Origin of the sequence: Pseudoalteromonas sp. CR1 (assembly GCF_019392235.1) — a bacterium.
Lineage (GTDB): Bacteria > Pseudomonadota > Gammaproteobacteria > Enterobacterales > Alteromonadaceae > Pseudoalteromonas.
Map to the genome: position 1 here is coordinate 333711 of NZ_JAHXRM010000001.1, position 26735 is coordinate 360445.

General features: G+C 40.2%; 27 protein-coding genes. 19 read left to right on the forward strand and 8 right to left on the reverse strand.

Annotated elements, in window-relative coordinates:
• Positions 1-117: 117 nt before the first annotated feature.
• The 4 genes from KZZ04_RS01545 to KZZ04_RS01560 form a co-directional block, all read right to left on the reverse strand.
• Positions 118-948 carry a mechanosensitive ion channel family protein gene (locus tag KZZ04_RS01545; protein WP_058403000.1) on the reverse strand — a complete coding sequence of 277 codons (831 nt, stop codon included), beginning with the start codon at positions 946-948 and terminating at the stop codon, positions 118-120.
• Between the two features lie 37 nt (positions 949-985).
• Positions 986-1705 carry an LrgB family protein gene (locus KZZ04_RS01550; RefSeq protein ID WP_219421574.1) on the reverse strand — a complete coding sequence of 240 codons (720 nt, stop codon included), beginning with the start codon at positions 1703-1705 and terminating at the stop codon, positions 986-988.
• Positions 1698-2051 carry a CidA/LrgA family protein gene (locus KZZ04_RS01555; protein ID WP_219421737.1) on the reverse strand — a complete coding sequence of 118 codons (354 nt, stop codon included), beginning with the start codon at positions 2049-2051 and terminating at the stop codon, positions 1698-1700. Before KZZ04_RS01555 ends, KZZ04_RS01550 begins: the two co-directional genes overlap by 8 nt.
• 103 nt (positions 2052-2154) lie before the next feature.
• Positions 2155-2946 (reverse strand): crotonase/enoyl-CoA hydratase family protein, encoded by a 792-nt coding sequence (locus KZZ04_RS01560; RefSeq protein ID WP_219421576.1) that lies wholly within the window; start codon positions 2944-2946, stop codon positions 2155-2157.
• Between the two features lie 243 nt (positions 2947-3189).
• Here KZZ04_RS01560 and KZZ04_RS01565 point away from each other — a divergent pair, with 243 nt between their 5' ends.
• Genes KZZ04_RS01565 through KZZ04_RS01575 form a run of 3 tightly spaced genes read left to right on the forward strand, consistent with a single transcriptional unit; the run spans position 3190 to position 4881 of the window.
• On the forward strand, positions 3190-3510 hold the full coding sequence (locus KZZ04_RS01565) for an HI1450 family dsDNA-mimic protein (protein ID WP_006794135.1): 321 nt from the start codon (positions 3190-3192) through the stop codon (positions 3508-3510).
• 44 nt (positions 3511-3554) lie between these two features.
• Complete coding sequence (locus KZZ04_RS01570; RefSeq protein ID WP_058403321.1) at positions 3555-4367, forward strand: DUF481 domain-containing protein; 813 nt, start codon at positions 3555-3557, stop codon at positions 4365-4367.
• Between the two features lie 25 nt (positions 4368-4392).
• Positions 4393-4881, forward strand: a complete 489-nt coding sequence (locus tag KZZ04_RS01575) for a hypothetical protein (protein WP_058550905.1) — start codon at positions 4393-4395, stop codon at positions 4879-4881.
• A gap of 38 nt (positions 4882-4919) precedes the next feature.
• Here the strand turns inward: KZZ04_RS01575 and KZZ04_RS01580 are convergent, their stop codons facing one another.
• Together KZZ04_RS01580 and ygfZ are read right to left on the reverse strand one after the other, a co-directional pair.
• Positions 4920-5405: a peptidylprolyl isomerase gene (locus KZZ04_RS01580; RefSeq protein ID WP_008132774.1), complete on the reverse strand. Its 486-nt coding sequence runs from the start codon at positions 5403-5405 to the stop codon at positions 4920-4922.
• Between the two features lie 12 nt (positions 5406-5417).
• Positions 5418-6329, reverse strand: a complete 912-nt coding sequence (ygfZ, locus tag KZZ04_RS01585; RefSeq protein ID WP_219421578.1) for a tRNA-modifying protein YgfZ — start codon at positions 6327-6329, stop codon at positions 5418-5420.
• A 161-nt stretch (positions 6330-6490) separates the two neighbouring features.
• Between ygfZ and KZZ04_RS01590 the strand changes: the two genes are divergently transcribed.
• Complete coding sequence (locus KZZ04_RS01590; RefSeq protein ID WP_006794140.1) at positions 6491-6742, forward strand: succinate dehydrogenase assembly factor 2; 252 nt, start codon at positions 6491-6493, stop codon at positions 6740-6742.
• A 55-nt stretch (positions 6743-6797) separates the two neighbouring features.
• Positions 6798-7154: a hypothetical protein gene (locus KZZ04_RS01595; RefSeq protein ID WP_058403320.1), complete on the forward strand. Its 357-nt coding sequence runs from the start codon at positions 6798-6800 to the stop codon at positions 7152-7154.
• Here the strand turns inward: KZZ04_RS01595 and nadB are convergent.
• Positions 7129-8739: an L-aspartate oxidase gene (nadB, locus tag KZZ04_RS01600; RefSeq protein WP_058402992.1), complete on the reverse strand. Its 1611-nt coding sequence runs from the start codon at positions 8737-8739 to the stop codon at positions 7129-7131. The genes KZZ04_RS01595 and nadB overlap by 26 nt on opposite strands.
• A gap of 246 nt (positions 8740-8985) precedes the next feature.
• Here nadB and rpoE point away from each other — a divergent pair, with 246 nt between their 5' ends.
• The 10 genes from rpoE to pdxJ all read left to right on the forward strand — a co-directional run bounded on the left by rpoE (position 8986) and on the right by pdxJ (position 17665).
• A complete protein-coding gene (gene rpoE / locus KZZ04_RS01605) occupies positions 8986-9567 on the forward strand; it encodes an RNA polymerase sigma factor RpoE (RefSeq protein WP_219421738.1) in 582 nt (193 codons plus the stop codon).
• Position 9568: 1 nt separating this feature from the next.
• Entirely contained in the window at positions 9569-10180 is a 612-nt protein-coding gene (locus KZZ04_RS01610; protein WP_219421580.1) for a sigma-E factor negative regulatory protein, read from the forward strand.
• Between the two features lie 4 nt (positions 10181-10184).
• A complete protein-coding gene (locus KZZ04_RS01615; RefSeq protein WP_058402990.1) occupies positions 10185-11135 on the forward strand; it encodes a MucB/RseB C-terminal domain-containing protein in 951 nt (316 codons plus the stop codon).
• A gap of 19 nt (positions 11136-11154) precedes the next feature.
• Positions 11155-11604: a SoxR reducing system RseC family protein gene (locus KZZ04_RS01620; protein ID WP_138528820.1), complete on the forward strand. Its 450-nt coding sequence runs from the start codon at positions 11155-11157 to the stop codon at positions 11602-11604.
• Between the two features lie 249 nt (positions 11605-11853).
• Entirely contained in the window at positions 11854-13644 is a 1791-nt protein-coding gene (gene lepA / locus KZZ04_RS01625; protein WP_138528818.1) for a translation elongation factor 4, read from the forward strand.
• A 16-nt stretch (positions 13645-13660) separates the two neighbouring features.
• Entirely contained in the window at positions 13661-14596 is a 936-nt protein-coding gene (gene lepB, locus KZZ04_RS01630; protein WP_058402987.1) for a signal peptidase I, read from the forward strand.
• Positions 14597-14598: 2 nt separating this feature from the next.
• Positions 14599-15276, forward strand: coding sequence for a ribonuclease III (rnc, locus tag KZZ04_RS01635; RefSeq protein ID WP_006794149.1), 678 nt, complete (start codon positions 14599-14601; stop codon positions 15274-15276).
• A complete protein-coding gene (gene era, locus KZZ04_RS01640) occupies positions 15266-16198 on the forward strand; it encodes a GTPase Era (protein ID WP_058402986.1) in 933 nt (310 codons plus the stop codon). Before rnc ends, era begins: the two co-directional genes overlap by 11 nt.
• Positions 16199-16218: 20 nt before the next feature.
• On the forward strand, positions 16219-16911 hold the full coding sequence (gene recO, locus KZZ04_RS01645; protein WP_058550913.1) for a DNA repair protein RecO: 693 nt from the start codon (positions 16219-16221) through the stop codon (positions 16909-16911).
• A 22-nt stretch (positions 16912-16933) separates the two neighbouring features.
• Positions 16934-17665, forward strand: a complete 732-nt coding sequence (gene pdxJ / locus KZZ04_RS01650) for a pyridoxine 5'-phosphate synthase (RefSeq protein ID WP_138528814.1) — start codon at positions 16934-16936, stop codon at positions 17663-17665.
• A 75-nt stretch (positions 17666-17740) separates the two neighbouring features.
• Here pdxJ and barA read toward each other — a convergent pair whose 3' ends face one another.
• Positions 17741-20527: a two-component sensor histidine kinase BarA gene (gene barA, locus KZZ04_RS01655; protein ID WP_219421582.1), complete on the reverse strand. Its 2787-nt coding sequence runs from the start codon at positions 20525-20527 to the stop codon at positions 17741-17743.
• 125 nt (positions 20528-20652) lie between these two features.
• Here barA and rlmD point away from each other — a divergent pair, with 125 nt between their 5' ends.
• From rlmD to KZZ04_RS01675, 4 genes are all read left to right on the forward strand, one after another.
• Positions 20653-21978: a 23S rRNA (uracil(1939)-C(5))-methyltransferase RlmD gene (gene rlmD / locus KZZ04_RS01660; protein ID WP_219421584.1), complete on the forward strand. Its 1326-nt coding sequence runs from the start codon at positions 20653-20655 to the stop codon at positions 21976-21978.
• Between the two features lie 8 nt (positions 21979-21986).
• Entirely contained in the window at positions 21987-24143 is a 2157-nt protein-coding gene (gene relA / locus KZZ04_RS01665; protein WP_219421586.1) for a GTP diphosphokinase, read from the forward strand.
• Positions 24144-24145: 2 nt separating this feature from the next.
• Positions 24146-24943 carry a nucleoside triphosphate pyrophosphohydrolase gene (gene mazG, locus KZZ04_RS01670; protein WP_219421587.1) on the forward strand — a complete coding sequence of 266 codons (798 nt, stop codon included), beginning with the start codon at positions 24146-24148 and terminating at the stop codon, positions 24941-24943.
• 151 nt (positions 24944-25094) lie between these two features.
• Entirely contained in the window at positions 25095-26729 is a 1635-nt protein-coding gene (locus KZZ04_RS01675) for a CTP synthase (protein WP_219421589.1), read from the forward strand.
• Positions 26730-26735 lie beyond the last annotated feature (6 nt).

Sequence of the window (26735 nt, forward strand, 5' to 3'; positions counted from 1 at the left end):
GCTTTTTAAGCTGTAACTTAATAGTACAGAAAAAATAACAAACCAATATGACTTTTAGTCAGTGGTGTTGAGTTATTTTAACGCCAGCCCTTGGCTAGACCAGCGTTATATTTAAATTTATGAGTCGTTTTTATTTATAGTAACAACACGTTGCGGGAAAGGTATTTCGATATTAGCGTCGTTAATGGCTTTGTATACACCGCCGTTTATAGCTAACTTTGTTTCTATAATTTTCGTAGTAGGTACCCAGTATCGGTAACTAATGGTAACGCCGCTATCGGCAAATTGCTCAATACCTATTTGCGATGTGGGGTTTTTAGCAACGCCTTCGTGTGCATTTAAAACACCTTCTATTAGGCTAATAGCGGTATTTGAACAGGCGCTATAGGCAATATCAATCTCACCTTTTACTAAAGAATAACTAAATGAGTTATGAATAATTTCACCCACAATGTGTTTGTTTGGGATTGTTATTTCAACTTTCTCTTCGTTGATGAGTATGGTGTAACCAAGCTCTATTGTTTTTACTTGCCCGCTGACGCCTTTTACTTCAATGGTGTCACCAACCACAAATGGGCGAGTGGCTATAATTGCAAGGCCAGCCCCGTAGTTTGATAGCATGCCTTGTAGTGCTAAGCCCGCGCCCAAAGAGGCAGCACCAATGGCGGCAACAAATGGCGTTACACTAATGCCTATTTTGCCGAGCACAATAACAATTACCATCACAATAAGCAGTACTTTTACAACGCTGCTGACAAAGTTTGTTAGTGTTATGTCTATGTTGTGGCGTGTCATTATGTTGGCGACTATTTTAGATAGCTTTTGTGCTACCCACAGGCCTACCAACAATATAAAAACAGCTCCTACAATTTGCATGCTGTAGGTAACTAAATACTCAGTGAGCATGGTGTAATATTTTTCAAATTGTTCGATTTCAGAACTGATCATTATGGGCTCTTAGCTCGTGTAATTAAATTTTTGTAAACTATAGCAAACTGTTTACTAAAAAAGGATAGAGAAGTGGGACTATTATGGCAGTTAATAACGCACTGAGTGCCATAGCGACCGATGAAAATGCGCCTACTTTAGCGTGTTCAGCAAGCGCCGCTGCTGTACCAATAGCGTGACAGGCCGTACCCATTGCAACACCTTGGGATTCATGACTGCCTATTTTTACCAGTCTAAACAGCATGAAACCAAATAATGCCCCTAGTAAGCCAATAAAAATAACCATAGCGGCGGCTAAAGAGCTGATCCCTCCCAGTGAATCTGTAACAATTAACGAAATAGGCGTGGTAACGCTAAGCGCTGCTACTGAGGCGCTAAGCTCTGGAGGGACCTTAAAAAATACACTTAATAAAAAAGCCACAAAGGTGGCATTTACTATACCTAAACTGCAAGTGCCTACTATGAGTAATAGATTTTTACGAACATGAATAAATTGCTGATATAAAGGCAGTGCTAAAGCCACTATGGCGGGTTCTAAAAGCCAGCTTAGTATTTGGCTATGATGGGCAAACTCAGAATAAGGTAGGTTAAAGTTAATCAATAGCAAAGCAATAACGGCAATACTTAAAAAAACAGGGTTTGTAATTGACTTTATAGCACTGTTTTCCACTCGTGTATTAAACGCCCTAAGTAGTAAAAACAAAGCAATAATGATAGGCACACACAACCACCAAAGGTCAGGTTTTAATTCAGTCATTGTTTTTTCTACTTTTGAAAAAAACCATTACTGAGCTAACTAACAATAATGTACTTGCTGGCACAATAAAAATAACAGACATTAAAAAAGGCCAGTTAGATTTTATAAGGTTTAGATGTTCAATAAAGCCAACGCCAGCGGGAATAAAAAAAATAGGCATCACATTTAAAATTGGAGAGGCGCAGGGTTTTATATGTTCCTCTTTTACTATACTTGCTAGCAGTAACACTAATAAAATAACCATAGCGAGTAAAGGGGCAGGGAAGCTGCCTCCTGTAAAATGCATAATAAGTTTAGCACAGGCTAAACACAGCAAAATGATTGCGCTACTTAACAGGTATTTCATCATTATTACTCAATTTTATAGAGGGCTTTTAGTTTAACAACCAATAACAATGTGTACATTGTCCCTTAGTATTAACGTCGTTTTAGTATTAACGCCGATTTAATTACCACCGCTTAGCGTTGTTGTATTCTATATCGTATTTACCCTTTGCTTTTGCGATGGCTTTTTTTGTATTTGGGTTTGTTAGTAAACGAATTTGACTCCAAGTTTCTTTTGCGAGTATTTTTCGTTGCTGTGACTGATAGCTTAATTGAGTAATACGCTTAATAGCAGCTAGGGTATCGGGTGAGCGCTCAAGTAATGTACTTAGCAGTGTTTGGGTAGCAAGTTCTGTGTTGTTTGTTAGCTGTGTGACGAGCCCTAGCTCGTTTGCTTGCTCTGCGGTTATAGGGGTTGCATGGCTTGCAAGAAAAAGTGCTTGGTCGCGTTTAACAAGTCCGCCCATCATTACATTTGCCCCCATGTCAGGGCAAAGCCCCCAGCGAGCTTCCATGATGGCTAGCTTGGCGTCATTGTGTACAATTCTGTAATCTGCTCCTAACGCTATTTGTAACCCACCCCCTAAGCAGTTGCCATTGATTTGTGCAATAACAGGTACGCTTAACGATTGCCACCCTAGTACAACTTTTTGCGCTAAGTTTTGGTTGCCGGGTAACCATTTAAACAGTAATTTTATTATATTTACAGGTGAGGCCATAACCGCGGTAATATCAAGCCCTGAACAAAAATGTTCGCCATCACCTTTTATAATTACTGCACGAATAGTACGATCCTTTTTTATGTTTTTAATCGTGTTATTTAACGACACAAACATGGCAAAGTTTAATGCGTTTTGTTTGTCGGCACGACTCAAGGTAACCGTTGCAATACCGTCTTGTTTTTCTAGTTTTATCATTATCAACTCCTCTGACCTGTTGTTTGAGCTTATGCGGTTACAAAAGGGAAGTAAAGTGATGTGGTTTTTAAAATAGATTGAATTTATTTGCAAATGGGCAGTCTGAATTACTTGGTTTTATTTTGATAATACATAAAGTGTGGTTTGAGGTTAAAAAAGTCAGGTTTTTAAACGCTTTTTTATCAAATAGGTAATCAGATTTGATAACATAGCGCCAATTATTAAGGTTAAGGTTACGCAGATATGTCGGGTCCACGTTTATTTACAATCGAAGAAGCAACACATCAAGCTTATGATATTTTTTTAGAGTTAGCACCGAGTAACTTAAGTGATGATGACGTTGAAAACTTTAATGAGTACCGAGAAGATCTTGGCTTTATTGAAGAAGATGAACCGGACGACCAGTGGCAAGATTTTGTTGCGCTTGAAATTGAGCCAGAACACTTTATTCAAGTGCTAGTGGGTTTAGAGTTTGATAATGAAGATGTGCTATTTGCAAAAATTTTAATTAGCCGTGATAAAGACGCCCCGTTTTGCCATATTTTATGGAAAGAAAGTGAATAAGCCCTGCTGTTTGTTTATTTTTGATTAAGTGGCGAGATAGAATTTTGCGTAAGTATTTATTTTTAATTTTTATTTTAATTAGTGGCTCTTGCTGGGCTGTTGATCCATTTGAAGATTTTCATGAGTATGGGCAGCTTTCTGACGAAGAAATTCATGATTTACACAAAGGCGAAATGCTTTACGGCGATACTGAGTTTGGGTTTATTTTGTCCCGGGGTAATATCAATTCAACCAGCTTTAAGCTCAAAGGTAACCTTTACCAAGATTTTGAAAAGTGGCGAAACCAATTCAAAATTGACTCCCTTTATAAGCGCGACGAAAATGACGACACTGGAGACAGCGACGTAACTGCAAACCGTGTGTTTGTATCTGCACAAGGTAACTACAAAGTAGGCGTTAAAAATTCATCGTTTTTTATTTATGGCGATTACGAGGAAGATCAGTTTAGTGGCCTTAAATTTAAAAGCACCATTGCAACAGGGTATGGTGCGCGTGTTTATCAGGGCACCAAGAACAAAGTAGATATTGATATCGGGCCTGGTTTGTACCGTTCGGTAGCTGATGAAGACTCAACGGTAAGTGAAAGCGAAGAAAATAAAACCGGTTACTTACTGCGTGTTGCTATGCAATGGGAGCGACTGGTTTCAAAACGAACACGTTTTAATCAAGATGTGAGTATAGAGCAGTCATTGTCAGGGTTAAATTCACGATTAAAATCTGAAACTGCGCTGATTAGCCAGGTTATAGGGGCGGTGTCTCTTAAGTTTGCTTATATGTATCGTTATAATTCAAAACCAGAAGATGATAAACTTAAGTTTGATTCTGAGCTCAGTGCTACTTTGGTGTATAGCTTTTAAGTATTTTATTTAATTAGAGAATAATATGTATCAGCATAAACAGTATGCGGTGTTTATCTTTTTTGTTTTGACTTGGATTGGTGGCTTTGTTGCTTTAGCGTGGAATTTAATTGGGGCAGATTGGCCGTTAATTATTTTTGCAGGTGTATTGGTACTGGTGGGCTTTTTGTTTCATGGCTTAACAGTTAAAGTAAACGATAAAACAATTAGCTGGGGATTTGGCCCTGGTGTGGCAGGCCAGCAAATTACGCTTAGCGATATTTCTGAGGCGAAAGCAGTTCAAAACTCTTACAGGCATGGTATTGGTATTCGTATAACTCACGATGGGTGGGTTTATACTGTGTCTGGATTTAGTGCTGTTCAGCTAACGCTTAACGATGGCACCTTGTATAGAGTGGGTACAAACGACCAACAAGGGTTACTAGACGCACTAAAAAAACAGAACGTACCAGTGGCACAGCCTAAAAAGCAACAAAGTGACCCCAAGGTGGTTAAACGTAATAATATGATATAAAAAAAGCGCCTTAGGCGCTTTTTTTATAAAAGGTTTTATTAGTGGTCGTGACCACAACCACCTTCGCCATGCACATGGCCATGGGTAAGCTCATCAGCTGTTGCATCTCGTACTTCAAGTATTTCAACATCGAAGTTTAGTGTAATACCTGCAAGCGGGTTATTGCCATCAACAATGACCTCTTCATCTTGGATATCAATAATCATTACTGATTGGTCGCCATCATCTGTTGATGCACGAAATTGCATACCCACTTCAATTTCCATACCATCGAACATCGACTTTGGTACAGCTTGCATTAGGTTGTCATGGCGTTCACCGTAACCATCTTCAGGTTCTACTTTTACGCTTAGCGTGTCACCAGGTTGCTTACCTAGTAGTGCGTTTTCAAGGCCTGAAATTAGATAACCAGTACCCACAATAAAATGTAGCGGCTCACCACCGAACGAGTTATCAATGCTGTTACCATCATTATCCATCACTGAATAATGCATTTTTACCACTTTGTTTGCCGCAACGATCATAGTCATTCCTATTTATTCATCATCTAAAGAGTAGGGCAGAGGCAGAATGTTTAGCTCTACCTGAGGCGCGTGTTTTGCACGAAGTACTTGCGTTGTTTCAGTATCGTTTGGCAACACAACAAGGCCAGTTAAGATCTTTGTTTTTTCATCAAAGCTTTGCGCAATAAACTTACCAGCACGACGCCAGTTTTCACCCAGTTGTACTTCAAGTTCGGGTTCGTCCAGCATACTTTCACTTTGGCCTGATACGATATACATGGCTCGCTTATTTTTACCAAGGTATTTCATACGGGCTACAGTTTCTTGCCCTGTATAGCAGCCTTTTTTAAAGCTGATTCCACCAATGGCTTGTAAGTTAACCATTTGCGGCACATATTCACCAATTGCATCACTGTTAAGTTGTGGCTCGCCAGCTAAAATTGCTGCTTGTTGCCATGGGGTATCATTATCGAGCGTAGAAACAGTGTCAGGTACTGCAAACTGGTTATCGACCATAAGCAGAACTCGGTTATTAGCCAGTTTTAATGCCTTACCGCTTGCAAAATCGCATGCTGAAGTGTTTTCGTTAAAGGTAATATTTAGCTCATCTAATGTAGCGGATAAGTCATCACCAATAAGACCAATGAGGCGCTTTGAAGAGGCGCTTATGTCTACTTTTGCAAATACAGCGTATTTTTTTAGCTCAACTAATGATTGCTCTACCTCGGCACTGCTGCCAGATAAGTAATAACTGTCTTGGTGAGAAAAGAGCTTAAATACACCCCAAAGTTTTCCTTTGGCACTACAATGACCGGTCCATAAAAAATTGCTGGTGGTTAATTTATTTAGATCTTGAGTAATTTGCCCGTGCAGATAAGATAATTTATCAGTACCCGTAAGGCTAATAAGTTGGTGAGATAACGGACATGCGTAAACGCTAGACATAAAAACCTTCTTTGCAATACAAATGAAGTGACATAATAACGCAGTTGTTACGTATGGTACAGACAAGCACCCGCAGGGGGGTATTTATTTTATAGTTGATTAATAGCTGCTAAACCGGCTTGTGTTTGTTAAACTCGAGTCAATTCAGTATGAGGTTTAAAATGGTTGAAATTCATAGTAAAGCACGTATTCGTTGGGCTTGTCGTCGTGGCATGTTAGAGCTAGATGTTTTGTTTATGCCGTTTGTAGAAGAAGCATACGATTCTTTAAATGCAGAGCAACAAGCTATATTTCAGCGCTTGTTAACACAAGAAGACCCTGATTTATTTGCATGGTTTATGGGGCATGAAAAATGTAAAGACGAGCAACTAAATAGCATGGTTCAACTTATATTAAACAGAGTTCGTGTATAGGTTCACAGTAAAAAATAATAAAGCAGACCACAAACCCATTGTGGTCTTTTTTTGTGTGCTTACATTAATAATGTGCTTATTTTTAAGTTCTGTCCTGTCTATTATAATTTGTGTTATTGCCAATCTAATCGCTGGGGTTTTAGTAGGGCGTAAAATAACTGTATGCCAACCGCTCATGGGCGTGATTATTTTGGAGCCCAACTTGTTTAGATTCGAAAATCACGCTTATAAAGTAGAAGGGCAAATAAGTACCAAAAGCAGAGTGTTCACGGGCAGTGTGTGGCTATTCATAAAAGGATTTAGTAACAACCATTGGCTTATTATTTCAGCCAATGGTGTTGATAAGCAAAGCTATGCCCGATTAAAACGAGCTGTTTTGAGCGCTGTTAATGGCGCTCAGGAGTCAAAATAGTGGGAGTTGGGTTTTCGTTTTGATCAGGGTAATCAATTGTGTAATGAAGCCCTCTACTTTCTTTTCTTTGCATGGCACTTCTAATTATTAACTCTGCCACTTGTACTAAATTACGTAGTTCTAGCAAGTTGTTACTTACTCTAAAGTTAGCATAATAATCGTGTATTTCTTGTTGCAGCAGCTCAACGCGATGCAATGCGCGCTCTAAGCGTTTAGTTGAACGAACAATACCAACATAATCCCACATAAACAGACGTAGCTCATGCCAATTATGAGTGATGACAATTTCTTCGTCAGAGTTAGTTACGCGGCTTTCATCCCATTGTGGCAAGGTCATTGGCTCTGGCGCATGTTCAATTTTGCTTAAAATATCTTTTGCTGCGGCGTGGGCAAACACTATGCATTCTAACAATGAGTTGCTTGCCATTCGGTTTGCACCGTGTAAACCGGTGTAGGCAACTTCACCCACGGCATAAAGATTATCTAAATCTGTTTTACCGTTGAAGTCGGTCATTACACCACCGCAAGTATAGTGTGCGGCAGGGACAACCGGAATCGCTTCTTTTGTAATATCTAACCCAACACTTAAGCATTTTGCATAAATGGTAGGGAAGTGCTCAATAATAAACTCTTTATCTTTGTGGCTAATATCTAAATAAACACAATTTGCACCTAAGCGTTTCATTTCAAAATCAATTGCACGAGCCACTATGTCACGAGGAGCTAACTCTTCGCGCTCGTCAAAGTCTTTCATAAAGCGGGTGCCGTCGGGGCGTTTTAAATAAGCGCCTTCACCGCGCATTGCTTCGGTAATTAAAAAGTTTTGTAATTCTGGATGATATAAGCTGGTGGGGTGAAATTGGTTAAACTCCATATTAGCCACTTTACAGCCAGCTCGCCAAGCCATCGCAATACCGTCACCGCTCGATACATCAGGGTTAGATGTATATAAGTACACCTTACTAGCTCCACCGGTGGCAAGCGCTACAAATTTAGCTGATATAGTTTCGACTTTTTTAGCTTTTTTGTTCCACACATACATACCCTCTACGTGTGTTCCCGTTCGGCCTGTATTTTTATCAGTAATTAAATCAATTGCATTATATTGCTCAAGTAGGGTGATATTTTTATGTAATTTGACTTGGCTTATCAACGTTGTTTGAACGGCTTTACCTGTAGCATCGGCGGCATGTAAAATCCGACGATGGCTATGTCCGCCTTCTCGCGTTAAGTGAAAACGTTCTTTGCCTTTGCTGTCAAACTCCATGTCAAAAGGCACGCCTTGGTCAATTAGCCATTGTAGGCAATCGTGTGCATTACTCGCTGTATAATGAACTGCTTTACGGTCACACAGGCCGCCGCCAGCATCGAGGGTATCTTCAACATGCGATTCAATACTGTCATTTTGTTTATCAAATACTGCGGCTATGCCACCTTGTGCATAAAGTGTAGAGCCTTCGGTAAGCGCACCTTTACTAATAACGGTCACGTTACAATAATTAGCTAAAGATAAGGCAAGAGATAAGCCAGCCGCGCCGCTTCCGATAATAGCGACATCTGCGATGTGATGTTTATTTTGGTTCATGTCAGGGGTACTTTGCGGTTACAATGCTTAAATAAAGCAGTATTTGTTTTTAATATCCGTAGTTGTATCATATTTGCCATACCACTACGTAGTGATTTTAATGGCTTAGCGCCGTTATTTATGAACTATTTTATATAAAAATAATATTAAGCAGAACTTTTTATTCATGTCGGGGTCAGAGTATTTGTGAACAATGGCGATAATATGAATAACAAGCAAAAATCAGACATAGGAGTACCGGCTCGAATGAGCGAGCAGGAATTGGATTTAGTGCTAGTAAGAAGAGTGCAGCAGGGCGATAAAAATGCCTTCAATCTATTAGTAAAGAAGTATCAAAACAAGATTGCAGGTTTGATCTCTCGTTATGTATCAAACCAAGGTGATATTGCTGATGTAGCGCAAGAGGCTTTTATAAAAGCTTACCGTGCACTTCCCAACTTTAGAGGCGATAGCGCTTTCTATACTTGGTTATACCGTATTGCCGTTAATTGTGCTAAAAATTATCTAGTTGCACAGGGGCGTAAGCCGCCAGCCAATGATATTGACGCCGAAGAAGCTGAATTTTATGATTGTGGTGACTCCATGCGTTCAAACGCATCACCTGAGAACCTTTTATTAAGTGAAGAGGTTCGCGCTGTAATTTTTAATGCAATTGATAGTTTGCCTGAAGACCTTAAAACCGCAATAACTCTCAGAGAAATTGAGGGTATGAGCTATGAGGAAATAGCTGTGGTAATGGATTGCCCTGTAGGTACAGTACGTTCGCGTATATTTCGTGCCCGTGAAGCAATTGATAACAAATTAAACCCATTAATAGGCGAGTCTTAGTATGACAAAAGCACACCTTAACAAGTTAGATAACGAATCGTTATCTGCATTACTTGATGGCGAGCAGCACCTAGCTGATGCAAAAATTGCAGAGCAAGATGTTTCTACGTTTGGTCGTTATGCGTTAATTGGTGATGCAATGCGTGCTCAAAAAAATAACCACGACATCCATATTGATATTAGCGAACGCGTTGCATTAGCACTAGAAAGCGAGCCTGTTTACGCTGACTTTACTCAGTCAAAAGGACAATCTCAAGTAGCTGATAAAAAAGAACAAAATAACGTAGTGTCATTTAACTGGCGTAAACCTGTTACGCAGCTTGCAATAGCTGCAAGCGTGGCAATGTTTGCGATTGTGGGAGTGAGTACTTTGCCGCAAAGTGATCCACAGCAAAATGAAATTCCATTACTTCAAACCACACCGTTAACAGGCATGGCGTCACCAGTGAGCTACTCATCAGCGCCAGCCCTTGAAAACGCAGAGCAAGGTTTGCGTGAGTTACAACAACAACGCATTGGTGCGTTAGTGTTAGAGCATCAGCGTCAAGCACGTGTTGCTAACTCTCTTCAAACAGCGCAAAATGAAACAAAAGCGCAAGAGGAAAAAAACTAATTAAATGAAAGTAATTACTTTTGTTCTGTCGTTGGTACTAAGCTTTACTGCCGTTGCCAACGACACAAACCCTGCCAAAACGCTATTATTAGAAATGGCCAATGCTGTCCATAATCGTAACTTTGACGCCTCATTTGTTGTTGTTAAAGGTAAATCAATGGAACCCTACCGATGGGTGCACGCCAAACAAGGTGAAACCGAGCTCGAACACTTAAGTTTGCTCAATGGCGCTGGCCTTGAAATGATTAGAGTTAACGACCAGGTAACTTACTTTGAGCCACAGTCTGAGCCTTACTCGCTTAAAACAGATTCAATTGCAGGCCCTATCCCTGAAGTTCTTTTTAAAGATATACAGCAATTAAGTGAACACTATGATTTTGTATTAGGCGGAAAAGGCCGTATTGCAGGTAGGGCAGCGCAGTTAGTGCGCATAGAGTCAAAAGACGAGCACAAGTATAACTACTGGATTTGGCTTGATATGGAGTCTGCGCTGCTATTAAAAGCTGCGTACGTTAACCATCAGGGTGAAGCACTTGAACAGCTTCAGTTAACCCATATTAGTGTGACTGAGCAACCAGCACCAATGCTACTTGAAGTCTTAAATCGAAACTTTCCTACACCATTACCTGAAAACGAATTGGAAGGAGTTGATAGTTCTTCAACTAATTGGGAGATAAGCTGGTTACCAGCTGGTTTTGAATTACTTAAGTCTGACAGGCATAAACTCGATTTAAACAATGAGTTAACGGATTACTACCTTTATTCAGATGGGTTTGTTGAGATATCTGTGTTTATTCAGCGACCACTACCAGGCAAACGCTTAAGTGGTGCACTCACCTCTGGCGCCACTACGGTTTATGTGCATAATGGCGGTAATTTTGATGTATCGGTTGTTGGTAATGTGCCAAGTTTAACCGCTAAGGCTATAGCCGAATCTGTTACGCGCGCATTATAAACGATTCGCAAGGATTGTTATGATTGAACAAACTCTTACTGTTGTGGCCCTTAGTGGCCACACAGCGCATTTAGAAGCCGAGCAAAAGCAAGCTTGCGCTGGCTGCAACGGTCGTTGTGGCTCTCAGGTATTTAGTAAATTATTTGGTACTGCAAAAAAAACACTTCCTTATAAATTTGAGTCTCCTGTCGAAATAGGGCAGAAGGTCACTTTATCCCTTGATGATAGCCATATGGTAAAACATGCGTTTGCTGTTTATATGTTGCCGCTGTTTTTAAGTCTTATTTTTGCACTTGTAACGTCTGAGTTATTAATAATGGGCGAAGGTTGGCAAATACTAGCAGCTGTTTTGGGGGGGCTTTTGGGGTTTTATATTGCTAAAACACGGGTTAAATCGCTGAAACACGATATAAAAGTAGTAAAAATTCATCCAATTAGTATCCCTTTAACTCAAATAGATGGTGATTGACGCCAATTAAATGTAAAATTGGCGCTTTATACCCAAGTAACTTGGAAATACAGGAAGTCGTGATTTAAAGCAGTGTAATAAAAGTTAACCAGTGCAGTTGTTGTGTTATCAGTTATTGATTGTTTATATCATTTTTCGTCATTATGTATGTTGTTAAATTAATTAACAAAAACATGCTAAAGCAAGTATTTGCAAGTCACTTAGGTATCCATATTTAGTCCTTTAATTAAGAAGTATTGAACTCAGTTTATGAAGCATATCCGTAATTTTTCGATAATCGCCCATATTGACCACGGTAAATCGACCCTTTCAGATCGTTTGATTCAAGTTTGTGGCGGTTTAACCGACCGTGAAATGCAAAAACAAGTTTTAGATTCAATGGATATTGAGCGCGAACGTGGTATTACCATTAAAGCGCAAAGTGTAACGTTGAACTACAAAGCAAATGACGGCGAAACATACCAACTTAATTTCATTGATACACCAGGACACGTTGACTTTACCTATGAAGTATCGCGTTCTTTAGCTGCATGTGAAGGCGCATTATTAGTTGTTGATGCAGGGCAAGGCGTTGAAGCGCAAACTTTAGCAAACTGTTACACCGCGATAGAAATGGACTTGGAAGTAATTCCAGTATTAAACAAAATTGATTTACCGCAAGCAGATCCACTGCGTGTTGCTGAAGAAATTGAAGAAATTATTGGTATTGATGCCCTAGACGCTGTTCAGTGTAGTGCTAAAACCGGGGTTGGTATTGCCGAAGTGCTCGAAATGATCGTTAAGGACATTCCGCCACCAGTCGGCGAAAAAGACGAGCCTCTTCAAGCGCTAATTATTGATTCATGGTTTGACCCATACCAAGGTGTTGTATCGCTTGTGCGCATTAAGCACGGTGAGCTACGTACGGGCGACAAAATTAAAATCATGTCTAACGAGCACATTCATACAGCCGATCAAGTGGGTATATTTACACCTAAGCAAACCAATACAGGGATTTTACGTACCGGTGAAGTAGGCTTTGTTATCGCAGGTATTAAAGAAATTCACGGTGCACCAGTTGGTGATACGATTACGCATCAAAGAAACGCAGCGCCACAGCGTTTACCTGGCTTTCAAAAAATTAAACCGCAAGTTTATGCAGGTATGTTCCCAATAGCGTCTGACGAGTATGAATCATTCCGCGATGCCCTTAACAAGCTAAGCTTGAACGATGCGTCGTTATTCTTTGAGCCAGAAAACTCAACGGCACTTGGTTTTGGTTTTCGTTGTGGCTTTTTGGGTATGCTCCATATGGAAATTATTCAAGAGCGTTTAGAGCGTGAATACGATATTGACTTGATTACAACTGCTCCAACGGTAATTTACGAAATCGTAACAAAAGACGAGCGCACTTTCCAAATCGATAATCCGTCTGATTTACCTGCAGTTAATGACATTGTAGAAATTCGTGAGCCGATTGTTGAGGCAAATATATTAGTGCCGCAAGAATACTTAGGTAATGTCATTACTCTATGTATAGAAAAGCGCGGTAGTCAAACTAAAATGACTTATCATGGTAAGCAAGTTGCAGTAACGTATGAGTTACCAATGGCTGAAGTGGTAATGGATTTCTTTGATAAGCTTAAATCTACTAGCCGTGGTTTTGCATCACTTGATTATAACTTTAAGCACTTTCAAACATCAGACATGGTTCGCGTTGACATTTTAATTAATGGTGAACGTGTTGATGCGCTAGCAATTATTGCACACAGAGACAGTGCGCAATCACGTGGTCGTCAGCTTGCTGATGCGCTTAAAGAGCTTATTCCGCGTCAAATGTTTGATATCGCAATTCAAGCCGCGATTGGTCAGCATGTTATTGCGCGTACAACTGTAAAACAACTACGTAAAAACGTAATTGCTAAATGTTACGGTGGTGATGTGAGTCGTAAGAAAAAGCTACTCAAAAAACAAAAAGATGGTAAAAAACGCATGAAACAAGTAGGTAATGTTGAAGTACCTCAAGAGGCGTTTTTAGCTATTCTGAAAGTTGGCAAATAACAACAAAGGATTATAAATGGCTGGTTACTTTTCAATTTTATTGGTGCTGTTAACCTTAGGCTCAGGCTTAATATGGTTAATAGACCACTTACTGTATGCACCAAAAAGGCAAGAGCGTTTAGAGTTAGCGCAAACGTCTGCTGGCGCAAAGTTAGATGATGAAACAGCAGCATTAATTGCACCAGAGCCAGTATTAACTGAAACTGCAAAATCGATTTTTCCGATGATTGCTGCTATTACTATTTTCAGATCGTTTATATTTGAACCTTTTCAAATTCCGTCAGGTTCGATGATGCCAACACTATTGGTGGGCGATTTTATTTTAGTACAAAAGTATTCATACGGTATAAAAGACCCTGTTTGGCGCACTCAATTAGTTGAGATGGACGAGCCTGAACGTGGTGATATTGTTGTTTTTAAGTTTCCTGGTAATGAAACAATTGACTACATTAAAAGAACAATAGGGCTACCTGGCGATAAGGTTGTATACCGCGATAAACACCTATACATTCAGCCAAAGTGTGCTGAAGGTGAAGTAAGCCGCAGTAACTTACAATGTGGTGAGTACAACAAGATTGACATGGAAGTGAAAGATAGAGGCGAATTTATGCTAAAAGGCATGGAATCGGTTCGAATAAATGAATCGCTCACAGAAGATGGTCACGATATTTTAATTTACCCTGAGGTTCCAGAGAAAAAAGGTCGCTACTTCAGACAAGCTGGTACTCGCACCGATGAGTGGGTTGTACCCGCAGACCACTATTTTATGATGGGTGACAACCGAGATAATAGTGAAGATGGTCGATTTTGGGGATTTGTACCAAAAGAAAACTTGGTGGGGAAAGCTGTCTTTATATGGATGAGTTTTGAATTTGAGAATGGCCCTGATGATGTTTTACCAGGATGGGTTCCAACTGGTGTTCGCTTTGAACGCCTAGGTAATATTCAGTAACAATGAAAAAAAATGTAACAGAGTTATACAACAAAATCGGCTACGAGTTTTCTGATCAAGGTTTACTTGAACAGGCAATGACACACCGTAGCCACAAAGGTCAACATAATGAGCGCTTAGAGTTTTTAGGCGACTCAATTTTGAGTTTTGTTATTGCCAATGCACTTTATGCCAAATTTCCAAAGGCACGAGAAGGCGACTTAAGCCGCATGCGTTCAACACTGGTACGTGGTCAAACACTTGCTGAGTTTGGTGTTGAATTTGGTTTAGGTGATTACTTACGTTTAGGTCCCGGTGAGCTAAAAAGTGGTGGGTTCCGCCGCGAATCAACACTTGCCGATGCAGTAGAAGCCATCATTGGTGCTGCGTTTTTAGATTCAGGTATTGAGCGATGCAGCGAGCTTATTTTATCGTGGTACGAATCACGCTTAGATGCTATTTCACCAGGGCTTAACCAAAAAGATCCGAAGACCCTGCTGCAAGAGCATCTACAAGGTCGCAAACTGCCTTTACCAGGTTACACTGTGGTTGATACAAAAGGCCAAGCGCACAATCAAACATTCACGGTTGAATGTATTGTTGATGGAATGGATAGCATAATTTCTGTTGGTAGCTCACGCCGTAAGGCTGAACAAAAAGCTGCTGAAAAAGCATTGAAGATAATTAAAAATGAATCTTGATACCCTAATACAACCTCATGAAGGCGATGTTGATACATTTTGTGGCATGATTGCCATTGTAGGACGTCCTAACGTAGGTAAATCGACTTTACTCAATGAGATTATTGAGCAAAAAGTAAGTATTACCTCTCGTAAGCCGCAAACAACGCGCCACCGTATTATGGGTATTCATACAGAAGGTAAGTATCAAGCTGTTTATGTTGATACGCCGGGACTTCACATAGAAGAAAAGCGCGCAATTAACCGTTTAATGAACCGTGCTGCATCTAGTTCAATTGGTGACGTAGAACTGATTATTTTTGTGGTTGAAGGAACGCACTGGACTGCTGATGATGAAATGGTACTAAATAAAGTATCGCAAAGCGGTAAACCAGTGATGTTGGTCATTAATAAAATTGACCAAGTAAAAGACCGTGATTTAGTGCTTCCTCATATGAAGTTATTAGGCGATAAGTTTGACTTTGTAAGCATTATGCCGGTTTCGGCAAAGCAAGGTAAAAATATCGACCTTATTAAAGATGAAGTAACAAAGCGTCTTCCGCCATGTGAGTTTTATTTTCCAGATGACTACGTAACCGATCGCTCGATGCGTTTTATGGCTGCCGAAGTGATCCGTGAAAAGCTAATGCGTTTTATGGGTGAAGAACTACCTTACTCGGTCACTGTTGAAATAGAACAGTTTAAATGGCAAGAAAACGGTGTTTGGCATATCAACGGGTTAATTTTAGTTGAACGTGAAACACAAAAGCGCATGGTTATTGGTAACAAAGGCGAAAAGCTAAAAGTGATTGGCCGTGAAGCTCGAAAAGATCTAGAAGAAATGCTTGATAACAAAGTATTTTTAGAGCTTTGGGTAAAGGTTAAATCTGGCTGGGCTGATGATGAACGTGCCCTTAGAAGCCTAGGCTACGGTGAAGACTAAGACAATAAGTAGCCTACTTTATGGATAGTGACTTCTATACCGCATACTTATTACACCGACGTCCTTATAGTGACTCACAAGTAATGCTTGATATGCTAGTAGAAGGAGTCGGTCAGCTTAGAATGATCGCAAGAATTAGTGGCCGCCAGGCCACTAAACATAAAGCGCAATTACAGCCTTTTCAACCTCTACTTGTTCACTACAGTGGTAAGTACGATTTAAAATACATTAATAAATTTGAGCTGCACGGCGCACCGCTTTTTCTATCAGGTGATGAGCTTTATTGTGGTTTTTATTTAAACGAGTTAACAAACAGAATAGTGCCTGTTAATGAGCCAATAGAACAAGCTTATGAGCTTTATAAATCTCATTTAGAAAACTTAAACAGTGGTGCCGATTTGCAATCTGTTTTGCGTTCTTACGAATTTCAATTACTCGAATTATTGGGTTACGGTGTTGATTTTAGTTTTGATACCAATGGTGAGCCAATAGATGAAGCGCTTACGTATAGTTATTTTCCTGAGCTTGGGTTTGTTATTCAAGAAGATACCCGCTCAGGCTTTAGCGGTGAACAGCTCCAAGCAATAGCAAATCATGACTTTAGTCGAAAAGATGTGTTATATATGGCAAAACAGTTAAGTCGCTATTTACTAAAACCTTTACTAGGTAATAAGCCATTAAAAAGTCGTGAATTATTTACGGCCTCTCAATAAACGTAATTTTACAGGTAAAATAATGAAAGATATTCTTTTGGGTGTAAACGTTGATCATATTGCAACGCTTCGCCAAGCACGAGGCACAACTTATCCCGACCCAGCGCATGCAGCGAGCGTTGCTGAGCACGCCGGTGCAGATGGCATTACCATTCATTTACGTGAAGACCGCCGTCACATTCAAGATCGTGACGTATATGTAATGGCAAAAACAATTCAAACGCGTATGAACCTCGAAACAGCAGTAACTGATGAAATGATTGCTATTGCTCTTGAGGTAATGCCTGAGTATGTTTGTTTGGTACCAGAAAAACGTGAGGAATTAACTACAGAAGGCGGTTTAGACGTTGCGGGTAACATAGACAAAATAAAAGCGGCAACTAAAACCCTTACCGATGCAGGCATCAAAGTCTCATTATTCATTGACGCGGATACTGCACAATTAGATGCTGCAAAAGCCTGTGGCGCACCTTATGTAGAAATACACACCGGTGCTTACGCAGATGCTACAAACGATAGTGACTTAAGCAAAGAGCTTGAGCACATTCGTCAAGGTGTACAATACGCAGCAAGTTTAGGTCTAATTGTGAACGCAGGGCATGGTTTAAACTACCATAATGTAAAACCAATAGCCGCAATGCCAGAAATTTATGAGTTAAATATAGGCCACGCTATTATTGCGCGTGCCGCCATTGACGGCTTAGATAAAGCAGTACGAGATATGAAGCGCTTGATGCTTGAAGCGCGTGTTTAATAGCAAACTTTACTTTTAAGACGAAGCTGACACTAGCTGATTTTGAGTCAGTATTCAAAAATAAAAAAGACGCGATTACGATGCGTCTTTTTTATTTTTACCATTCATTTTTGCGTCAACCAATAGGTTTTCAAGCTCATCTTGTAGCTCAAAAAGTTCAGGCTCTATATTTTCGAGCACGCACTCATTTTTAAGTGAAGTTTCAATAGTTTCAGCTAACGATTTTAATTTTGGTACACCAGTGTAGCAGCACGCACCATGGAATTTATGCACAATGCTGAGTACTTGTTCACAATCTTCATCATCAATAGCTTTAGTAAGTAAATTCAGTGTTTCTGGTACGCTTAAAAGCAGCATATTGAGCATCTCAAGCGCCAATTCGTTTTTTCCACCAGCCCGTTGTAATGCGAGCGGCCAATCTATTCGGCTACTCTCAAAAGGCGCTGGGCTTTGGGGTATTTCATTTTTGCTTTTGTCACGGTTTATTGGCGTTTGCGGGCTGTGGTCGCTAATAATTTGTTTAAGCGTATCTTCGTCAATAGGTTTGGTTAAATACCCTTTAAAGCCATCTTTCAGTAGTTGTTCTTTTTCGCTATGCAATGCATGTGCGGTTACCGCAATAATAGGCGTGTCTTCATTAAGCGACGACTCTTGAATAAGTTTACACGCGGTTATGCCGTCCATTATTGGCATTTGAATGTCCATAAAAATAACATCGTACTTATGGCTTTTACTTAAACTATAAGCCTGTGAACCATTATGAGCGGTATCAATGACCTCAACTTGCTCATCAAGCAGTGTACATATCAGTTTTAAATTAGCGTCATTATCATCAACAACTAACACTTTGAGTGGCAATAACTTTTGTTCGCTTTGCTCTATATTATGGACAGGGTGATCGAGCCTATACGGCGCAGCAAGCACCTCGCATAGCTTACGATGATTAAGCGGCTTACTTAAACAGGCATCTGCACCGCTGCCAATAAACGCCTCACGCATATTATGTGAAACGGTATTAAGCATTAAATATAAATAATCGGTCGAGTCTCTTACTGTTTTTACATAGCCTTTTAATAGTTGCATATGATCAACCGATGCCATGTGACCTATTAAACAAATATCAAATTTAGTTTGGGTATTTTCTATGGCTGACAAAAAGCTGGCTTCGTTAAAGCATGGCGTTACGTTTGCTTGCCACTCTGTCAACAACGACAGTACTGCATGATGAGTATGCTCGTGTGGCTCTAAGTATAAAATACGTTTACCAATGAGTGATTTACTTGGCAGATCGTTGGTAAATACGTGATTAGGGAGTCTAAAAACGCTATTAAATGTAAAACATGTTCCGTTACCAGGCGCTGAGTTTAACGATATTCGACCATTCATCGCTTCAACAATATGTTTGGTGATAATCAGGCCGAGGCCGGTACCCCCAAATTTACGCGTAATGCTCGAATCTGCTTGGCCAAAAGGGGTAAACAATGAATCTTGTTTATCCATTGGTATACCCACACCGGTGTCTGTTACCGACACTAAAACAGAGGCACTTTCTTCATCAAGTAAGCGGTAGCTAATATCTACTTTTATAGAACCTTGTTCGGTAAATTTAATTGCGTTACTTAGTAAATTAATAAGTACTTGTTTAAAGCGAGTGGGATCCCCGGTTAAATCGTCAGGGACTTGCGGGTTTATATAAATAGAGAGCTCAAGCTGTTTTTCATGGGCGCTTGGAGCAAGCAGTGTCATGACTTCGTTTACAGCATCGCGCAATTGAAATTGAATAGACTCAAGTTCCATCGCACCAGCTTCTAGTTTAGAAAAATCTAAAATATCGCTGATAATGGTCATTAAGCTATTAGCCGACAACATGATTGTATCGAGGTAATCTTTTTGGTGCTTGTTCAGTGGTGTTTTATAAAGCTGGCGAGTAAACCCCATTACACCATTGAGTGGCGTACGTAACTCGTGACTCATTTTTGCTAAAAAGTCAGACTTAACACGGTTAGCATCCTGCGCTTCTTTTTTTGCCATTGTGAGCTGAATATTCTGCGTTTCATACTGTTCAAGCGTTTCACGGTAATCACTGGTTGCTTGGTCAATATTTTTTTGCATTTCGTCTTTTTGCATCACCATGGTATCGGCTATCGTGTTTAGCCCTTCACGAAGAATATCAAATTCACCTAACATGGTATCCGTAAGGCCTGTACTTCTTTTTCCTTCAACGAGCTTGTCGGTTGCAAGTACTAACTTATTCAAAGGGGTCATAAACATACGGCTAAGTTTAAATGCCATAATTGCCGCCAATACCAAAGATAAAATAATAACAATGCCACTAACAAGTAAGGCGCGTTGTTGACCAATCACGGCTTTATCTTTGTTTAGCTGTAAAATAACCGTGCCCAATGTTGTTTGAAAAGCAGAAGAATCCCACTGAGTGTTAGGGGAAGAGTGCCCAATAATGGGAGTATAAAACGTGATGATATCTTTTGAGGACTCTATTTTAGTGACTTTAAGTGATTCAAGAGACGTTTGATTAATTAATTCATCAAATGAGCGGTGGTAATTACTCGTCATCAACAGCTCGTTGTTAGTGTCAAATATAGCAATTGATTTAATAGACGGTGAGTGGCGATTATGTGTAAAACTGATTAAACGATTAAGTAATACTTTATTTTTATCAAGAAGTGGCTGCTCTAGGGCAATAGCTAAGGGCTCTGAAATAGTTGCACCTTGTTGATATAAAATTTCATCAAGCTCAATGTAACGATTTACTGTAAAATAACCACCAAGCAGCAATCCAATGATCACCGTAGGGATCAGGGTCAAAGTTAAAACAGAATCACGTAAGCCTAATTTGGTCATAGTGGGAGCATTATTATCATTATTAGTATGCTTTGAGTATATACGTTTCGATGCTTATTCTCAAAGCTTCCCCTAGGTGTGATTAGTAACGAGTTTTAACCTAAATAAATGTAAGGTAATGCCACATGGCACAAATTTTTAAAGCGAAAAAAAAACCTCTTCAACAAAAGTCAGTGGTGCTCGATATAACAAATATGGATCACCAAGGCCGTGGCATAGCAAAATATAACAATAAAGTATGCTTTGTTGCAGGTGCATTACCAGGCGAGCAAGTAAAAGCAACGCTTGTTGATGATAAAGCGCGTTACAGTAATGCTGTTACACACAAAGTGATTAAAGAAAGTAAAGCAAGGGTAGCGCCTTTTTGTGAGCATTATAATCACTGTGGTGGCTGTCAATTACAGCACTTAGATGTGAATCAGCAAGTAGTTGAAAAGCAAACCGCGGTTGAGCAGCTTTTCGAAAAATTTGCCAAGCAAGCAAATTTAAACTGGCAAACTCCATTATTAAGTAAACCAACACATTATAGGCGAAGTGCACGAATAGCGGTTATGTTTGATAAAGCGGCTAAAAAAATGCGTATAGGTTATAGAGCGAGCGCTTCTAAAAATGTTGTTAGTATCAATAAGTGTGCAGTTTTGACTGATGCCTATGAAGCTGTTTTTACACTTTTTGATGAATTAATTAATCACAATAAGTCATTACACAGTATAAGCCACCTGCAATTATGCCAAAGTGAAACGCATAACTTTGTGGTTATTCGTCACACTAAAGCAATTAGTAATGAAGTAAAGGCAGTGGTTAAAAAAGCCTGTATGCCTTACAAATACTCAGTTATTTGGCAAAGCGAAAGCGAAGTGATTGACCACGCTAATATTACTATGCCGTATTATTACTTAGATGAATTTAAACTAAAATTTGAGTTCGGTTTAGGTAATTTTATTCAAGTTAATGCGCAAGTTAATCAAGCTATGTTAAAACAATCGGTAGATTGGCTTGGTTTAAGTGGCGATGAAAATATATTAGATTTATTTTGTGGTATTGGTAACTTTTCGCTCGTGCTGGCAAAACAAGCAAAAACGGTAATTGGTATAGAAGGGGTTGCTTCTGCGGTTGCAATGGCCGCGCAAAATGCGCAAACTAACTCTATCAGTAATGCGCAGTTTCATTGCTACGATTTAACGCAAAAAATACAAAATGCGCAATGGTTTAATAAAAACCTAGATGTGTTGGTACTAGATCCTTCACGTACTGGTGCAATGGCTATATTAGAGCAATTACCTTTAAAGCAATTTAAAACAATTTTATACGTCTCTTGTGACCCTGTTACCTTAGCCCGTGACAGCGCTATTATTTTGCAAGCAGGCTTTGGGCTCAACAAAATTGGGCTAATGAATATGTTCCCTCATACTGGGCATATTGAAACTATGGCGTTATTTCAACGGAGGTAAAGCGCATTATGGTAGCGACACGTCAATCACATCAACAAGATGAAACGGGTGATCTTTTTACACGGTTAAAAGCACTCGATCTGTCTACAGAAAAGATTCAGTTGCTTAATAAGGCGCAAGCGCTTTGTGTTAAAAGTGATAACCAAGCTTGGCAAAATACAGCCATCGAAATGGTAGAAATTTTAGTCGAGCTAAACCTTGATGCCGAATCGTTAGCCACGGCCTACTTAACGCCTTATTTTTTAAATGACGTTGTGTCCCTTGAAACCGTTCAAGAGCAGCTAGGTAGTAATATATCGCTGCTGTTAACGGGCGTTTCTCAAATGGCGACTATCAGTACTTTGTCGCATCAAGGCAAAGGCACTGTACAAGTTGATAATATTCGTAAAATGTTATTAACCATGGTTGAAGATGTGCGGGCTGTGGTAATAAAGCTTGCCGAGCAGGTTTGTCATTTACGAAACGTGAAAGACGCCGGTGAAGAGGAGCGGGTTATTGCCGCCAAAGAAACCGCGGATATTTTTGCTCCTTTAGCAAACCGACTTGGAATTGGCCAATTAAAGTGGGAGCTTGAAGATTTATCGTTTAGGTATTTACGCCCAGATACTTACAAAAAAATAGCCAAGCAACTTGATGATAAACGACTTGCCCGCGAAGCCTACATGGAAGACATGGTAGAGCAAGTTAAAAGCCGTTTAAGTGAAGCAGGTATAGAAGCTGATGTATATGGCCGGCCTAAGCATATTTACAGTATTTACAAAAAAATGGCGCAAAAAAACTACGAGTTTGATCAACTTTTTGATATTCGTGCCATGCGTATTGTGGTTGACCGCTTGCAAGATTGCTACGGTGCGCTGGGTATAGTGCATACCAACTGGCGCCATTTAAATAAAGAATTTGATGATTATGTTGCAACGCCTAAGCAAAATGGTTACCAGTCAATTCATACCGTTGTTTTTGGCCCTGAGGGTAAAACCGTAGAAATACAAATTCGTACACAAGACATGCATCAAGATGCAGAACTAGGCGTAGCTGCTCATTGGATGTACAAAGAAGGGGCCTTACCCGGACGTGGTTCGGGTTACGAGCAAAAAATTAGCTGGCTACGTAAATTACTGCAATGGCAAGAAGAAGTAGTTGATGGCGGCGATTTAGCTGAAGAGCTAAAAAACCAAGTTGTTGAAGACCGAGTGTATGTATTCACCCCGCGTGGCGATATTTTTGACCTACCATTAGGGGCCACGCCGCTCGATTTTGCGTACTACATCCATTCTAATGTGGGACACCGTTGTATTGGCGCAAAAGTATTTGGCAAAATAGTGCCGTTTACGCATCAATTAACGACGGGCGATCAGGTCGAAATTCTCACACAAAAGCAGGCTAACCCGAGTAGAGATTGGTTAAATCCGTCATTGGGCTACATTAAATCGTCTCGTGCGCGGGCCAAAATACACCATTGGTTCAAGCAACTTGATCGTGATAAAAATTTAAGTGCGGGTAAAGAAATTCTTGATAATGAGCTACAAAAGCTTGATTTAACATACAAAGATTTAGCTCCAGCAATTAAGCGATTTAACTTTAAAGAGCTTGATGACTTAATGGTTGCGATAGGGGCGGGGGATGTGCGCCTTAACCAAATGCTTAATTTTGTTACTGACCGCACAGAAGACGAACCCGTTATTCGTTTTAAAGCACCAAGCAAAGTAACGGGCGATAAAAACGGCATAGTGGTTGATGGCGTGGGCAGTTTAATGAGTCATGTAGCTAAATGTTGCCGACCAGTGCCCGGCGATGAAATTATTGGTTATATTACGCAAGGCCGTGGTATCGGCGTTCACCGTGATGATTGTGATGCATTTAATAACTTGAAAAAACAGCATCCAGAGCGTGTTGTAGAAGTTAGCTGGTCTGAAGATATAAATGGATCATACGCGCTTAGTATAAAAATTGAAGCAAGCGACAGATCTGGACTCATTCGCGATATAAGTTCTGTACTTGCTAACGAAAAAGTAAACGTAATTAATATGAACGTTAATACTGTGGGTGCTGACCAGTTAGCGGTATTTACCATGCAAATAGAAGTACACGATTTATCGGGTACAAACCGAGTGCTCTCTAAATTGCACCAAATTGAAGGTGTTCACCACGCTAAGCGAGGGCAGTAGCTTTGGCTAACCATTCAGCATTAACAGAACTTTTGAGTATTATGCAAACACTCAGAGATCCCAATGGCGGCTGCCCGTGGGATCTTAAACAAGACTTTAAATCAATTGTGCCGCATACACTTGAAGAAGCCTATGAAGTTGCCGACTGCATCGAATCGGGTAATTTAAATGAGCTTAAAAATGAGCTTGGTGACTTACTGTTTCAAATTGTGTTTTATGCCCAATTAGCGCAAGAACAAAGCTTGTTTGATTTTAACGATGTAATAGAACAATTAAATGCAAAGTTAACACGTCGTCATCCTCATGTTTTTGGCGACAAAAAAGCGCTCAATGATGAGCAATTATCACTGCAGTGGCAAGCTATTAAAGCCCAGGAGCGAAGCGAAAAAGCATTAACCAATACATCATTGTTGTGGCAAGATATTCCAGCAAATATGCCAAGTCTTAGCAAGGCTAAAAAAATTCAACAGCGAGTAGCTTCAATGGGTTTTGACTGGCCGACTTATTATGGTGCGCTTGATAAAGTAAGCGAAGAAGTACTTGAAGTTAAAGAAGCAATAGCGCACGATCCTTTATCGGATCACACAGCAGAAGAACTTGGCGATTTACTATTTGCCACCGTTAATGTGGCTCGCCACGTCAAACGTGACCCAGAGCAGCTCCTCAGAAATGCAAACGATAAGTTTTCTGCCCGATTTGAAAAGGTACAAGCATATTTGCAAGCGCAAGGTAAAAGCCTAGAGACAGCAAGCCTTGAAGAAATGGATAATGCGTGGGAAGCAATTAAAAAACATAAATAAAATAGCGCACGTTTTTTAATCGCCCATTCGCTAATTTTAGCTGGATTGCTAAAGCGTGTTTTGGTACAATTTCGCCCCGTCTTGATGATATGCCCATAGCCACTTTTTTGGGTGTTATATTCCTTTTAATTCCTGATATTCTAGGGTTCGCATGAGTACAAAATTTATCTTCGTTACTGGCGGGGTTGTTTCTTCGTTGGGTAAAGGTATTGCAGCAGCATCGTTGGCGGCTATTTTAGAAGCCCGTGGCTTAAATGTTACTATTTTAAAGCTGGATCCTTACATCAACGTTGACCCAGGCACAATGAGCCCAATTCAACACGGTGAAGTATACGTTACAGAAGACGGCGCAGAGACTGATCTTGATCTAGGTCACTACGAACGTTTTATTCGCACCAAAATGACTAGCCGAAATAACTTCACGCAAGGCCGCGTATATGAAGACGTATTACGTCGCGAGCGTCGTGGTGAATACCTAGGCGCCACTATTCAGGTTATTCCTCATATCACTAACGATATTAAACAGCGTGTTTACGAAGGCGCTGAGGGGCACGATATTGCCATTGTTGAAATTGGTGGCACGGTAGGTGATATTGAATCACAACCGTTTATTGAAGCAATTCGTCAAATGGGCACAGAGATCGGTCGCGAACGCGCACTCTTTATTCACCTAACGTTAGTGCCTTTCTTAGGCCCTGCGGGCGAAGTGAAAACAAAACCAACACAGCACTCAGTTAAAGAGCTTCGTTCTGTTGGTATTCAGCCAGATATTCTTATTTGTCGCTCAGATCGTAAGTTACCTAATAACGAGCGTGCAAAAATTGCATTGTTTACTAATGTTGAAGAAAAAGCGGTAATTTCACTACCCGATGTAGACAGTATTTACAAAATTCCAGCATTGTTAAAATCACAAGAGCTAGACAATTTTGTATGTCGTCGTTTTCACTTAGACGCGCCTGAAGCTGACTTAGTTGAGTGGGAACAAGTACTATACCAAGAGTCTAACCCTACGGGCGAAGTGACCATTGGTATGGTTGGTAAATACATTGAATTACCCGATGCGTATAAGTCGGTTAACGAAGCATTAAAACATGCGGGTCTTAAAAACCGTTTAACAATCAACATCGAATATGTAGATTCACAAGACCTAGAAAGCAAAGGCGTAGAATTACTTTCTCACCTTGATGCTATTTTAGTTCCAGGCGGTTTTGGTGGTCGTGGTGTTGAAGGTAAAATTTTAGCAGCTAAATACGCTCGTGAAAATAAAGTGCCTTACTTAGGCATTTGTTTAGGTATGCAAGTAGCGCTTATTGAGTATGCACGTAATGTAGCAGGCTTAGCTGATGCAAACTCTACTGAGTTTAATGCCAAATCAGCAGCGCCGGTTGTTGGCTTAATCACCGAGTGGTTAGACGCCGAAGGCAAAGTAGAAGTTCGTGACGAAAAATCGGATCTTGGTGGCACAATGCGTTTAGGCGCACAAAAATGTTACTTAACACCAGGCTCTAAAGTGCACGAAGTTTACGGTAGCGACGAAATTGTAGAACGCCACCGCCATCGTTACGAAGTAAATAACAACTTTGTAGAGCAGCTAGAAAAAGCGGGTTTAACATTCTCTGGTTTATCTGAAGATAAAAAACTGGTAGAAATTATTGAAAACAAAGATCACCCTTGGTTTATTGCCGCGCAGTTCCACCCGGAATTCACGTCAACACCACGTGATGGTCATCCGCTATTTGAAGGGTTTGTAGCAGCAGCGCATATCCACCAAAAAGCGTCATCGTAACTTATA

What these genes read in the sequence shown, in the direction of transcription:
- KZZ04_RS01545 (WP_058403000.1), bottom strand. Translation starts at nt 948, where the DNA reads ATGATCAGTTCTGAAATCGAACAATTTGAAAAATATTACACCATGCTC.
- KZZ04_RS01550 (WP_219421574.1), bottom strand. Translation starts at nt 1,705, where the DNA reads ATGACTGAATTAAAACCTGACCTTTGGTGGTTGTGTGTGCCTATCATT.
- KZZ04_RS01555 (WP_219421737.1), bottom strand. Translation starts at nt 2,051, where the DNA reads ATGAAATACCTGTTAAGTAGCGCAATCATTTTGCTGTGTTTAGCCTGT.
- KZZ04_RS01560 (WP_219421576.1), bottom strand. Translation starts at nt 2,946, where the DNA reads ATGATAAAACTAGAAAAACAAGACGGTATTGCAACGGTTACCTTGAGT.
- KZZ04_RS01565 (WP_006794135.1), top strand. Translation starts at nt 3,190, where the DNA reads ATGTCGGGTCCACGTTTATTTACAATCGAAGAAGCAACACATCAAGCT.
- KZZ04_RS01575 (WP_058550905.1), top strand. Translation starts at nt 4,393, where the DNA reads ATGTATCAGCATAAACAGTATGCGGTGTTTATCTTTTTTGTTTTGACT.
- KZZ04_RS01580 (WP_008132774.1), bottom strand. Translation starts at nt 5,405, where the DNA reads ATGATCGTTGCGGCAAACAAAGTGGTAAAAATGCATTATTCAGTGATG.
- ygfZ (WP_219421578.1), bottom strand. Translation starts at nt 6,329, where the DNA reads ATGTCTAGCGTTTACGCATGTCCGTTATCTCACCAACTTATTAGCCTT.
- KZZ04_RS01590 (WP_006794140.1), top strand. Translation starts at nt 6,491, where the DNA reads ATGGTTGAAATTCATAGTAAAGCACGTATTCGTTGGGCTTGTCGTCGT.
- nadB (WP_058402992.1), bottom strand. Translation starts at nt 8,739, where the DNA reads ATGAACCAAAATAAACATCACATCGCAGATGTCGCTATTATCGGAAGC.
- rpoE (WP_219421738.1), top strand. Translation starts at nt 8,986, where the DNA reads ATGAGCGAGCAGGAATTGGATTTAGTGCTAGTAAGAAGAGTGCAGCAG.
- KZZ04_RS01610 (WP_219421580.1), top strand. Translation starts at nt 9,569, where the DNA reads ATGACAAAAGCACACCTTAACAAGTTAGATAACGAATCGTTATCTGCA.
- KZZ04_RS01615 (WP_058402990.1), top strand. Translation starts at nt 10,185, where the DNA reads ATGAAAGTAATTACTTTTGTTCTGTCGTTGGTACTAAGCTTTACTGCC.
- KZZ04_RS01620 (WP_138528820.1), top strand. Translation starts at nt 11,155, where the DNA reads ATGATTGAACAAACTCTTACTGTTGTGGCCCTTAGTGGCCACACAGCG.
- lepA (WP_138528818.1), top strand. Translation starts at nt 11,854, where the DNA reads ATGAAGCATATCCGTAATTTTTCGATAATCGCCCATATTGACCACGGT.
- lepB (WP_058402987.1), top strand. Translation starts at nt 13,661, where the DNA reads ATGGCTGGTTACTTTTCAATTTTATTGGTGCTGTTAACCTTAGGCTCA.
- rnc (WP_006794149.1), top strand. Translation starts at nt 14,599, where the DNA reads ATGAAAAAAAATGTAACAGAGTTATACAACAAAATCGGCTACGAGTTT.
- era (WP_058402986.1), top strand. Translation starts at nt 15,266, where the DNA reads ATGAATCTTGATACCCTAATACAACCTCATGAAGGCGATGTTGATACA.
- recO (WP_058550913.1), top strand. Translation starts at nt 16,219, where the DNA reads ATGGATAGTGACTTCTATACCGCATACTTATTACACCGACGTCCTTAT.
- pdxJ (WP_138528814.1), top strand. Translation starts at nt 16,934, where the DNA reads ATGAAAGATATTCTTTTGGGTGTAAACGTTGATCATATTGCAACGCTT.
- barA (WP_219421582.1), bottom strand. Translation starts at nt 20,527, where the DNA reads ATGACCAAATTAGGCTTACGTGATTCTGTTTTAACTTTGACCCTGATC.
- rlmD (WP_219421584.1), top strand. Translation starts at nt 20,653, where the DNA reads ATGGCACAAATTTTTAAAGCGAAAAAAAAACCTCTTCAACAAAAGTCA.
- relA (WP_219421586.1), top strand. Translation starts at nt 21,987, where the DNA reads ATGGTAGCGACACGTCAATCACATCAACAAGATGAAACGGGTGATCTT.
- KZZ04_RS01675 (WP_219421589.1), top strand. Translation starts at nt 25,095, where the DNA reads ATGAGTACAAAATTTATCTTCGTTACTGGCGGGGTTGTTTCTTCGTTG.